Raw genomic sequence first — 11067 nt, forward strand, 5'->3', positions numbered from 1 at the left:
AAAAAACTTTTAGTTTTTATATTAGTTTGTCTAATCTATTATTTAATCATAATAGACTGGCTCAATCGATCACTTGTTTAGATTTCAAAGATTGACTAATAGTTTAACAATTGTAAGTTAAAAGAACTTTCTGTTCTGCGTTCTGCAAAACAGAAAGTGAAGTATATAGAAGTGATGCTTAAAAGTAGATAAAAATCAGGCTATTTTTTAAAAGCCCATAAAGAAATTTTGAAGTCCAACCTTTTCATTAAAAATAATATCTTTTTTATTTGGATCGTACTTAAATTTACTTACTACTTTTTTACCATCTTCTTTTAAATATCCAGCAGATATAAGTGTTGGCTCGATAAGAGTCATCTCAGGGAAGAGCGTATCAAAAAATTTAGCCAAAGTCTCATCCACGCTTAGCTCACCATTAAGTGATAGCTTGTCAAAGATCGCAAGCTGACTTTCTCCGCTTTTAAAGCCATTGATAGCGGCATCTAGTTTTAAATTTATCGCATTATCGCCATTTTTAAAGCTTAATGTATCCACTTTCACACTTGGATTTTTCTCTAAAATTTGACCCATTACTTCGTCCAAATTTAACCCAGCAAAGATACTCTCATTTGTATCAACATTTACATTACTTAGTCTATCAAGTATATTATTTATAGTTGGCACGTTGATATTTGCTATCTTGCTATCTAAGATAAAATCTGTAAATTTCACTTTATTGACAGCAACTGCGCCTATCTTCACCACGTCATTTGAGCTGCCAAGATCATTTGAGACTTCAAATTTCGAGCTATATTCAAGATCGTCTAAAGCGACATTGCCATCCTTTTCATCTAATAATGCTAGCTTTTTGATCTTAGCCTTTGCTATGTAAGGAGCTAGCTTGCTCTCAAATATCTTTGAAATTTCAACTGGCACAGTGTAGCTTGTATCTATATCGACGCCTTCAAGATTAACTTCTGCTTTATTTTCTTCGTTAAGGTCTTTTAATGAAACTTTCTCAAGACCCAAATTTGCACTATTTACATTATCTTTTGCGTCCAGTTTCAAACCAAATTTCACATCCTTTGTATGTACGTTCATAGTTTGCTTATCGCTAAAGTCAATATCACTAAATTTAACATTTACGTCTTTATCGCCACTCACGCTAGCCTTTGTTTTAGCCGTTGCGACGACGTTTGACCCAAGAAATGAAGCTACGATATTTTTTATCGCCTCATTTTGTATAGAAATTTTTGAGTCGATATCAAAGCCATTTACAAATGCAAGCACTGAGTGAGAAATTTCATTTTCTACCTTGAAATTTAGATCCTCATCTACATCTTTGCCAGCCAAATTTTTCAAAAGATCCTTTGAAACGATAAGATCAAACGATCCTTTTGAGCCAAAAAAGCCTTTTTGATAGCTATTTTCTGAAACTTTAAAGCCATTCACATCATTTAGTCTATCAACTATCCTTTGATAGTTCTCCTCGACCTTGTTTGAGGCAAAATAAACAGCGCCTGCGACGACCACGATAACTACGATTAGAGCAGATATCACCTTTTTCATGCTTTTCTCCTTTTTGTAATGTGTTGTAAAAATAACCAGATACCTAATAACAAGCCAACCATGGCAAGTGGCATGATATAGCCATGCTCGCCAAGATAATTGCTCACACTCATAAAATAATCCCCTGCTTTATAGCTAGCAAGACCGACGATCACTGCCCAAAGCACTGAAGAGATCAAATTTATAACGCTAAATTTATAAAAAGGGTATTTTGTAAGTCCAAGTGCGATAGGCACCAAAGTTTTGACGCCGTAGATAAATTTTTTGATAAATATTATCTTATCGCCATGCTTCTTTGCCAAAATTCCAGCGTAGGCAAGCTTTCTTTTGTGATTTTTTACATAAGGCATAAGTGAGCTTTTATTAAACCTTGCGACGTAAAAGATCAAAGTATCGCCGATCGTATTTGCCACGGCAGCGACGATTATGCTAAGAGAGATGTCCATTTTACCAGCAAAGCTTAATATCCCAGCGGCGATAAGCGCGACCATGCCACCACCAAGGCTGTAAAAAAATAGCACGATGTAGCCGTAAGTTGAGATTGAGTTTATAATATCTTGCATCATTGCCCCAAAAGTTTAGAAGCTGAAGATATTAGTTGCTCGTATGCGTAGCCACTTTGTTTTAAAATTTCATCCTTTGCGCTTATCACTGCTCCGCCAAAGCTTGCTCCTGCGAAAAATCCATCATTTGCAGCATATGCGTAGATGTCGTTTGAAAATTTAAAATCGCTTACTTTATTATAATTGCGTCCGATATCGCCAAATGCTACTGAAAGCTTCGTATCAAGCGTGATCTTGGCATCTTTTATGTCGTAGATGATGCTATCTTTAAATATAAATAGCACAAGCGAGCTATCTTCGTAGCCAAGCTGGATGCCGATACTGCCGCCACTTATGCTAACTGGTAAAATTTCAGTTGGCGAATTTAGGTTGCCAACGACCATTATGCCGTCGCCACCCATACCGCCAACTACAAAGCCTATTTTTTTCACGCTTGGAAAGATGATCGTCGCTTTTGACTGCTCGATGAGCTCTTTTATAGGAGCATTTCTAGCGCCTCTCATCGTCGTTATAAACGAATTTGCCGAGTCTAGCACGAGCTCCTCGCTAGTAAAGCCAAGCGAGAAAAATATTATTATTGATAAAAGAAATTTCATATCTTGCCGTTATTTCGCAAAATCAACAGCGCGAGTCTCTCTAATGACGCTTACTTTTATCTCACCAGGATACTGCACCTTGCTCTCGATCTCTTGAGCTATCTCTTTTGCCACAAGCACTGCCTCATCGTCATTTATGAGTTTAGCATTTGCGATGACGCGGATCTCACGGCCAGCATTGATCGCATAAGCTTGTTTGATGCCCTCTTTGCTTTTTGCGATGTTTTCGATCTCTTCGACACGTTTTAAGAAGCTCTCAAGCACCTCACGTCTTGCTCCTGGACGAGCTGCACTTAGTGCGTCAGCTGCGCAAACAGCAGCACTTTCTATGCTTGTAGCTTCTTCGTGTCCGTGGTGAGCATAGATCGCGTTGATGACGACTGGATGCTCTTTGTAGCGTTTGCAAATTTCAGCTCCAAGATCGACGTGGCTACCCTCGTACTCGTGAGTTAGCGCTTTACCGATGTCGTGAAGTATGCCAGCTCTTTTTGCTAGCTTCTCATCTCCGCCACACTCAGCTGCGATGATGCCAGCGAGGTGAGCTACTTCGAGGCTGTGAGCAAGGGCGTTTTGACCGTAGCTTGCTCTAAATTTAAGCTTGCCTATTAGTTTTACTATCTCTGGATGAATTTTATTTAGACCAAGATCCATGACGATATTCTCACCCTCTTCTTGTATGCTTTGCTCAAATTCTTCAGTCACTTTTTTATGAAGATCCTCTATCCTCGCAGGCTGAATTCTACCGTCCTCCACCAAAAGCTCGATCACTCTTGTTGCGATCGCACGTCTGTAAAGGTTAAAGCTGCTTAAGATGATAGCATGCGGGGTATCATCAATGATGATATCAACGCCAAGCACCATTTCAAGGGTTTTGATGTTACGTCCCTCTTTGCCAATTATCCTGCCTTTTAGCTCATCGTTTTTAATATTTACGACATTTATCAGACGTTCAGCCGCAAATTCTCCAGCAAATCTTGACGTAGCCTGCGCCAAGATGTAATTAACCCTCTTTTTAGCCTCTCTTTTTGCCTCTTCTTCGTATTTTCTAACGATGTGAGCGATGTCGGCGCGTGACTTCTCTTCGACCTTTTTAAGCACGACCTCTTTTGCCTCTTCCTCCGTTAAGCCAGCAGCGTGCTCAAGCACTCTTATCGCCTCTTCTACTTTGTTTTGATAAGTCGCTTTTAAATTTAAACCCTCTTCGTAAGTGACCTTCGCATCGTGCTTATCTTTTTCAAAAAGCTCTTTGCTCTCGTTTAAAAGCTCTTGCTCATTTAGCAAAATTTTCTCTTTTTTGGTCAGCTCATCAAATTTACTTGCATACTCTTTTTGAAGCTTTGTCGTCTTGTCGTCGTATCTTTTTTTAGCCTCAAATTCAGCCTCTTGCACTGAAATTTTAGAGTTTTTAAGCGTTAGCTCAGCTTCATACTCGATGGCTTTTGCCTTTGCTTTTGCCTGCTCTAAAAATATGTTGTAGTTTGCATCATTTATCTTTTTGGCGTAGAGATACCCTGCTCCAACGCCCACCACACCGGCTCCTAAGCCTATTAAAACCTCTATCATTTATTCCTCTTTTTATATAATTTTTACTTGGGGTTATATAAAAGTCTCCCACTGCATCGTGCGCCTGCGAGAGCACATCTTTGGTGTAGAAGTCTTTTACCTCTAAGAAAACTATCAGTTTTGGCTTAACGGGCAAAGTGTCAAAAAATCTATCGTAAAATCCTTTTCCGTGCCCTATCCTTGCCATAGCTCCATCAACCCCAATCGCTGGAACTACCGCCATATCAAGTTTAACATTATTCATTTTTTTGCCAGATGGCTGTCTGACATTAAATTTATAAGTTAGAAATGGCAGTCGCAATCTTACCATCTCTAAGCTAAGACCTACCATAAAAGGGGCAAAAATTTCACATTTATGTGATAAATTTCGTCTTATTTTAAGCACATCGACTTCGTAGTTAAGCGGCAGGTAAAAGAGCACCTTTTTAGAATTTGTATAATTTATCAAATTTAAAAGCGTTTTTGCCGCCTTATAATGCGTGCATTTTGCTCTAAATTTAGTGAGCTTTATCAAATTTGCTCTTGCATTTTTTCTAAATTCGTTTTTTTCTAAATTAACGCTCATTTTATGCTCTTTCTTGTATAATCCTGAAACATTTTTCAAAAGGAAATTTATGACACTAAAACACGCAATTATAACATCACTTTGTCTTTTTGCATTTTTCGGATGCAGCGACGACTCTAACAAAAAGAGCGAGCAAAACACTAGCGAGCCAGCTGTGCAAAGTAAAAATTTAGAAGAAAATGCCAGCAAAGATGAAAATTTAAGCAAAGACACACTCACTCCAAAAATGAATGAGAGCACACAAAGTGACGAAGTGAAAGATATAAGCCTAAAACTGCTTAACGGCACAACTATGCAGATCACAAAAAGAAGCAACGGCTTTGACGTAAAAGATGGCAAAAAAGCGACACTTTATGTATTTTTCGCCACTTGGTGCCCACCTTGCAAGGCTGAGATCCCATCTTTAAACAACCTAAGTGAAAAATTTAAAAACGAGCTAAACATCGTTGCTGTCTTGCTTGAAGACAAGAGTGAGGACGAGGTTAAAGAATTTGCTCAAAAGTATAAGATCAAATACGACATCGCAGTTGGCGAGGGAAATTTCTTATTTGAAAAGGCGATGGGCGGCATCAAAGGACTCCCTGCATCTGCACTTTTTAAAGCAAATGGCGACTACGCTCAAGGCTACATCGGTCTTGTGCCTGAAGAGATGCTTGAAACTGACATAAATAGGGCTATAAAATAATGCTTGAGTTTTTGAAAAGAGGCTTTGAAAAGACCTTTGGAGCGATAAGCTCGGCTAAAAAGTCAAAAAAGATCGACAAAGAGAGCTTGGAGGAAATTTTACTAGAAGCTGACGTGGCTTACGAGATCGTGGAGGAGATTTTATACTATCTGCCACCACAAGATGAAGTGAGCAGAGACGATCTAAGACGCGTTATGAGTAGCTATTTTATCTACGAAAAGGAGCGCGTGATCGAGCCTGACAAGCCATTTGTCGATCTCATCCTTGGCGTAAATGGCGCTGGCAAGACGACAACCATCGCAAAGCTAGCAAATTTATATAAAAACAACGGCAAAAGCGTCATTTTGGGCGCTTGTGATACATTTAGAGCTGGGGCGATCGAGCAGCTGCGCCAATGGTCGATCAGACTAAATGTGCCGATAGTCGCCACCCAGCAAGGGCATGATCCTTCAGCTGTGGCTTACGACACGATCAGCTCAGCCCTTGCAAAAGGCATCGACCGCGTCATCCTAGACACGGCTGGCAGGCTTCAAAACCAGACAAATTTAGCAAACGAACTTGACAAGATCGTTCGTATCAGCAAAAAAGCCTACGAAAAGGCGCCTCACCGCAAGATCCTCATCCTTGATGGCACGCAGGGCAACGCTGGCGTCGCGCAGGCAAAGGCATTTAACGATATCGTCTCGCTTGATGGCGTCATCATCACAAAGCTTGACGGCACTGCAAAGGGCGGAGCGCTATTTGGCGTGGCAAGAGAGCTTGAGCTACCTATATTTTATATAGGCGTTGGCGAGAGCATGGATGATATCATCAAATTTAACCCAGACGAGTTTTTAGACGAGCTGATGGACGCCATTTTTGAGTAGGGTAAAATTTCTTAGTAAAATTTGCTTTTTCGCTACTCTTTTGGCGATTGATTTTCTTGCATTTACTCCAAAAAGTCCCGCAATCATCGAAAATTCGTGGGACAAAGCAAACCATTTTTTAGCCTTTTTCGTCCTTTATATACTGCTCTACCTTGGCTATGAGTTTAAAATTTTTAAAAATTTAGCCCTACTTTTAGCCTTTGGCATGCAGATAGAACTCGTTCAGGCACTTTTACCAAACAGGAGCTTTAGCCTGCTTGACATCGTAGCAGATATGATCGGAGCGGCCTTTGGAGTGATAGTAGTTGAAATTTTAAAAAGGATATATTATGGCAAAAGCAAAGCCAGTTTTTGAGTGTCAAGCCTGCGGTAATCAACAAGCAAAGTGGCTTGGTAAATGCCCACAATGTGGGGCTTGGGATAGCTTTGTCGAGCTTAGCCAGCAAGAGATAAAGATAAGTAAAGAGATAGCAAAAAGTAGTGGCACACCCAGCAAAGCCATAAGCATCGACGAAGTTGAAATTCAAAATTTTACGAGATTTAGCACAAAAGATAGCGAGTTAGACCTTGTTCTTGGTGGTGGCGTGGTCGAGGGCTCGCTTGTTTTAATAGGCGGTAGCCCAGGCATCGGCAAATCAACCCTGCTTCTAAAAATCGGCTCAAATTTAGCAAAAGATGGCAGAAAAACGCTCTATGTAAGTGGCGAAGAGAGCCAAAGCCAGATAAAAATGAGAGCTGATAGGCTAAATGCTGTGGATAAAAATTTATACCTGCTAACTGAAATTTGCCTAGAAGATATCATGCTAGAAGTGCAAAAGAGCGACTACAAGGTGCTAGTCATTGACTCCATTCAAACGCTTTATAGTCAAAATATAACCTCCGCGCCAGGCTCGATCACGCAGGTTCGAGAGATCACATTTGAGCTGATGAGACTTGCAAAGAGCCAAAATATCTGCGTTTTCATCATCGGACACATAACCAAAGAGGGCTCAATCGCAGGACCTAGAGTGCTTGAACACATGGTCGATGTGGTGCTTTATTTTGAGGGCGACGCGAGCAGAGAGCTTAGAATTTTGCGTGGGTTTAAAAACCGCTTTGGCTCGACGAGCGAGGTTGGTATATTTGAGATGAGCCAGCACGGACTGGTGAGCGCAAACGAGGTTTCGAGTAAATTTTTCACACGTGGCGGGGCGATGAGTGGCAGCGCGATCACCATCATAATGGAAGGCTCAAGGGCGCTTAGCATCGAAATTCAGGCGCTTGTTTGCGAAAGCGCCTATCCAAAGCGAAGCTCGACTGGCTTTGAGAGAAACCGCCTAGATATGCTGCTAGCACTTCTTGAGCGAAAGCTTGAAATTCCACTTGGGCACTACGACGTCTTTATAAACGTTTCAGGTGGCGTTAAGATAAGTGAGACTGCGGCTGATTTAGCCGTCATCGCGGCGATAATCAGTAGCTTCAAAAACCGCCCTATCAGTAAGGACAGCGTCTTCATCGGTGAGCTAAGCCTAAACGGCGAGATAAGAGAAATTTTCAACCTCGATCAACGCTTAAAAGAGGCAAAAACGCAGAAATTTAAAAATGCGATCATCCCAAACAAACCGCTTGACACGCAAGGTCTAAAGTGCTTTTACACCAAAGATATCACGCAAGTGCTTGAGTGGATGTAAATTTACTCTGGAACAAATCATGCTTGCTCTTTGACAGATAATATCAAGGAGCAAACCATGAATGATATTAGCATCTCAAGCACAAATGTAAATTCATACACTCATCAAAAGCACAAACAAGATAGGTCTTTAAATTTTAGTGATCTTATAAAGCAAAGTGTCAAAGAAGAGAGTAGTAAGCCAAGCCAAGAACCAGCTAAATTTGCTTATACTACTTCTTCACAAAATAGCCTTACCTCTTTAAATTTTAATGACCTTCAAGCTTATGGCTACACAGTAGATAAAGCTGGCTTTATGGGAGCTGATTTTAATAAAGCAGCAGGCTTGCCACAAGACTTTAAAATCCATAAAAGCACGCTTGATGAGATAGTTAGATACAACAATAAAGCATATCTCTTTACGCAAGATAGAAGCAAGGCTGCATTTGAAAAGATAGATGTAGCTGATACCACAAAGCACTACTATAAACTTTTTAAAAACATCGTAGGAGATGAAAAAGATAGATATAGCAAGGCTGATCTAGTAAATTTACCAAAAGGCTTTAGCTTGGATACCAACCAAAAAACCTTTGGTAAAAATGCAAATTTCTTAAAAGATGTGAGCCTGATATCTGTTACAAATGTATATAAAACATTTGATCAATTTAATGATGCAAAGAGCGTTAGAGATGAGCTTAGAGGCTTTGGGGTAAGCCACGAGGTCTATGAGCTAAATTTTAGCAAAGAACATCTTGACGCAAGAGCTAGTGACGAATATACATTTAACCCTGATATGTCGGTATATCAAGCAGATGATACTTATAGCAATGCTGGTGTATTTGTGGGATTTTTAAAGAGTTTTAGCCCTATCGCTAGTGATAGTGGCGAGACAAAGCTTAGCGCAGAAGCAAGCTCTTACTCAAAGCTAATGAACGAGCAAAGCTTAGCTGATGATATAGTGCCTCTCTCAAGGCTTTTGAAAAATGAGAAGATGATCAAATTTATCTTAGAAGAGCTACTAAAAAGAAATTTGCTCACTTCAAAAGATGGCAAAAGTGCTAGCGAGATAGTAGATAGTGTGCTAGCTCATGCCACAAAGCTTCAAAACGAGACAAAAAATTTAAATAGATAAATTTATAAGATGGCTATCTTTAGCCAGTTAAGCCATCTTATTTAAAATTTGCTTCTTATCTATCTTTTGGATAAGCTCTAAGACATCTATGCCTCTTTTTTCTTTGAAATTTAAAAGCTCTCTTGCATAGAGAAATTTTTGATCCTTGTTTATATCATAGGTCTCATACTTCTTCTTAACCTGCATAGGTTTAAATTTCTTCTCGCTTTGCTCTTTAGCGAAATTTGCATTGTATTCTTGTTCTTCTTTGATTATCTGCTTTCTTTGTTCTTCAACATCTTTTGTTGCTTTTTCTCTTGCTTTGGCAAATAATGTTTTAAATTCATCTATGCTTAGATCGGTTCTACTTAAAAGACTAAGTGACTCCTTGTTATTATTTGGATAAAGAGAAGACATGCTGTCCATAAATGCTCTTAGGTCAGCCTCCTCTTCTGCTGTGCCAAGACCAATCATAAAGCCATTTATTGTTGGCTTGCCATCAACAGAGTTTGTAAGCAACCAGTCCATGTAATCTTGGAGTTCGCGAACTCTAAATTCTTCCATAGTTTCTGGCTCTCTTTTTGCTGATAAAGCCCGTCTTTCTTGAATGGTGTAATCAGACAGCATATTATCAATTCGATTTATAGTATCTGCTATCCAGCCCTCTTTGCTTTTGTCTATATCTATAAATTCTTTTATAGTTTCGCTCCAGGGTTTAAAAAGATTCTTTGAGTAGTCAAATTTTTCTTCGGTAGCGTTTTTGTCTTGCTTGCCTTCTTTGGCTACATTTTCTTTTTGAATGGTGTTATCTTGTATCGATGTGTTGCTAAGTCCGTTTATGCTAGTTATCATTTAAGCTCCTTACGCCTTTATATCAACATCTCTTTTTATACCAAGCGTATCTATTAGGTATTTTCCAGCTGGGTTTTCATTTAGCTCTTTTACTAAATTTAAAGGTGGCATGCTAAATTTCAAAAAGCTATCCATAAAGTCTTTGCTCTTTTTACCATCTTTATCTATCTCACCAAAGAGTAGCTTTAGCATTTTTAGATTACGTTCCATCATCTTTTTAAATGAGAGCTCGTCTTCTTGGTCGCTAAATTTATCAAGGCTTTGTCTGTGTCTTACATAATCTTGCATATAATCAGGCAGCATAGAGACAGCACCATCATCTGCTTTTGAGAAATTTATACCATAAGCCATTTGCCACATAGCATTAAAGGCGTTAAATGACCTTTGAAATTCTTTTGCGTTGATGTTTTTATCATAGCCACCATATTTTCCTATCGCAGTGGTTTCTCCCTCGTATATGTCTAGGTTGTGATTTAGCACACCAGCTATGAGGCCGCCTTTGGTTATAGAGCCATCTTTGTTAGTGTATTTCTCTCCGTGTGGATCCATAAATATACCAATGACCGTGTTTTCTTTGCCGCCATTTGCGTTGTTAAAGATGTATGTTACATTTTTTGGATGTATCTGCTTATCTGCCGCAATAGACAAAGAGCCATTGTAAAAGAGCGTGCTTATGGTCTTTGTTGGCGTATGCACAAAGCTATCTTCTACCGCAGAATACTCACTAGCACTAGCATATCTTTTATCCACTTGCAAGCTTTGACGATCATAAGAAAAGCCTTGAGGGAAATTTCTTATATCTTCTGCGCTGAAGCTGTCCTTTGAATTTAGTGTATCTTCGCCAACCACTTGAGCTAGCAACCTATAAGCGTTGCCAACAGTTTTAGCTATATCGATGCTTTTAAAATTCTTGATGTCTGGGTCTATTATGTCGTTTGATCTGACTAACGACTCCAGCGTGCTTGAGTGAATTTTATAATCACTTGGGATGCCAGCTTGTTTATTAAACTCATCTGTAAAGTAGCCATCCTTATCTACCTTGTAGCCCAAAACCTCTGAGCTCGTTTGGT

The 11067-nt window shown here is 39.5% G+C and carries 12 protein-coding genes; 5 read left to right on the plus strand and 7 right to left on the minus strand.

All coding sequences use genetic code 11. From position 1 onward, the window contains the following. Nucleotides 1-207: 207 nt before the first annotated feature. From CVS81_RS09575 to CVS81_RS09595, 5 genes are read right to left on the minus strand one after another with little or no spacing between them, the layout of a single operon-like run. Nucleotides 208-1548, minus strand: coding sequence for a DUF945 family protein (locus CVS81_RS09575; protein ID WP_107965823.1), 1341 nt, complete (start codon nt 1546-1548; stop codon nt 208-210). After that, complete coding sequence (locus CVS81_RS09580; protein ID WP_199907177.1) at nt 1545-2111, minus strand: DedA family protein; 567 nt, start codon at nt 2109-2111, stop codon at nt 1545-1547. Before CVS81_RS09580 ends, CVS81_RS09575 begins: the two co-directional genes overlap by 4 nt. Beyond that, nucleotides 2111-2707, minus strand: a complete 597-nt coding sequence (locus CVS81_RS09585; protein ID WP_107965825.1) for a lipid-binding SYLF domain-containing protein — start codon at nt 2705-2707, stop codon at nt 2111-2113. The genes CVS81_RS09580 and CVS81_RS09585 overlap by 1 nt, the downstream gene beginning before the upstream one ends. Nucleotides 2708-2716: 9 nt before the next feature. Then, nucleotides 2717-4270 (minus strand): ribonuclease Y, encoded by a 1554-nt coding sequence (rny, locus tag CVS81_RS09590; protein WP_103612657.1) that lies wholly within the window; start codon nt 4268-4270, stop codon nt 2717-2719. Continuing rightward, nucleotides 4191-4835, minus strand: coding sequence for a 5-formyltetrahydrofolate cyclo-ligase (locus CVS81_RS09595; RefSeq protein WP_107831851.1), 645 nt, complete (start codon nt 4833-4835; stop codon nt 4191-4193). The genes rny and CVS81_RS09595 overlap by 80 nt, the downstream gene beginning before the upstream one ends. Before the next feature lie 49 nt (nt 4836-4884). On the opposite strand from CVS81_RS09595, the gene CVS81_RS09600 reads away from it, so the two are divergent. The 5 genes from CVS81_RS09600 to CVS81_RS09620 are packed head-to-tail and all read left to right on the plus strand — an operon-like array spanning nt 4885 to nt 9166. Beyond that, complete coding sequence (locus tag CVS81_RS09600) at nt 4885-5520, plus strand: TlpA family protein disulfide reductase (protein WP_107965826.1); 636 nt, start codon at nt 4885-4887, stop codon at nt 5518-5520. Continuing rightward, entirely contained in the window at nt 5520-6386 is an 867-nt protein-coding gene (gene ftsY / locus CVS81_RS09605) for a signal recognition particle-docking protein FtsY (protein ID WP_107965827.1), read from the plus strand. The genes CVS81_RS09600 and ftsY overlap by 1 nt, the downstream gene beginning before the upstream one ends. After that, nucleotides 6379-6741, plus strand: coding sequence for a VanZ family protein (locus CVS81_RS09610; protein ID WP_107965828.1), 363 nt, complete (start codon nt 6379-6381; stop codon nt 6739-6741). The genes ftsY and CVS81_RS09610 overlap by 8 nt, the downstream gene beginning before the upstream one ends. Continuing rightward, nucleotides 6716-8056: a DNA repair protein RadA gene (gene radA, locus CVS81_RS09615; protein ID WP_107965829.1), complete on the plus strand. Its 1341-nt coding sequence runs from the start codon at nt 6716-6718 to the stop codon at nt 8054-8056. Before CVS81_RS09610 ends, radA begins: the two co-directional genes overlap by 26 nt. 57 nt (nt 8057-8113) lie before the next feature. Further along, complete coding sequence (locus tag CVS81_RS09620; protein WP_107965830.1) at nt 8114-9166, plus strand: Cj0814 family flagellar-dependent secreted protein; 1053 nt, start codon at nt 8114-8116, stop codon at nt 9164-9166. Nucleotides 9167-9193: 27 nt separating this feature from the next. Here CVS81_RS09620 and CVS81_RS09625 read toward each other — a convergent pair whose 3' ends face one another. Together CVS81_RS09625 and CVS81_RS09630 are read right to left on the minus strand one after the other, a co-directional pair. Beyond that, entirely contained in the window at nt 9194-9997 is an 804-nt protein-coding gene (locus CVS81_RS09625) for a cell surface protein (protein WP_107965831.1), read from the minus strand. Nucleotides 9998-10006: 9 nt separating this feature from the next. Further along, nucleotides 10007-11067 (minus strand): Cj0814 family flagellar-dependent secreted protein (locus CVS81_RS09630; RefSeq protein WP_234399558.1); only part of this gene is annotated, 1061 nt, incomplete at its 5' end.

Source organism: Campylobacter concisus, assembly GCF_003049065.1.
GTDB classification, from domain to species: Bacteria; Campylobacterota; Campylobacteria; order Campylobacterales; family Campylobacteraceae; genus Campylobacter_A; species Campylobacter_A concisus_BE.

What these genes read in the sequence shown, in the direction of transcription:
- CVS81_RS09575 (WP_107965823.1), bottom strand. Translation starts at nt 1,548, where the DNA reads ATGAAAAAGGTGATATCTGCTCTAATCGTAGTTATCGTGGTCGTCGCA.
- CVS81_RS09580 (WP_199907177.1), bottom strand. Translation starts at nt 2,111, where the DNA reads ATGCAAGATATTATAAACTCAATCTCAACTTACGGCTACATCGTGCTA.
- CVS81_RS09585 (WP_107965825.1), bottom strand. Translation starts at nt 2,707, where the DNA reads ATGAAATTTCTTTTATCAATAATAATATTTTTCTCGCTTGGCTTTACT.
- rny (WP_103612657.1), bottom strand. Translation starts at nt 4,270, where the DNA reads ATGATAGAGGTTTTAATAGGCTTAGGAGCCGGTGTGGTGGGCGTTGGA.
- CVS81_RS09595 (WP_107831851.1), bottom strand. Translation starts at nt 4,835, where the DNA reads ATGAGCGTTAATTTAGAAAAAAACGAATTTAGAAAAAATGCAAGAGCA.
- CVS81_RS09600 (WP_107965826.1), top strand. Translation starts at nt 4,885, where the DNA reads ATGACACTAAAACACGCAATTATAACATCACTTTGTCTTTTTGCATTT.
- ftsY (WP_107965827.1), top strand. Translation starts at nt 5,520, where the DNA reads ATGCTTGAGTTTTTGAAAAGAGGCTTTGAAAAGACCTTTGGAGCGATA.
- radA (WP_107965829.1), top strand. Translation starts at nt 6,716, where the DNA reads ATGGCAAAAGCAAAGCCAGTTTTTGAGTGTCAAGCCTGCGGTAATCAA.
- CVS81_RS09620 (WP_107965830.1), top strand. Translation starts at nt 8,114, where the DNA reads ATGAATGATATTAGCATCTCAAGCACAAATGTAAATTCATACACTCAT.
- CVS81_RS09625 (WP_107965831.1), bottom strand. Translation starts at nt 9,997, where the DNA reads ATGATAACTAGCATAAACGGACTTAGCAACACATCGATACAAGATAAC.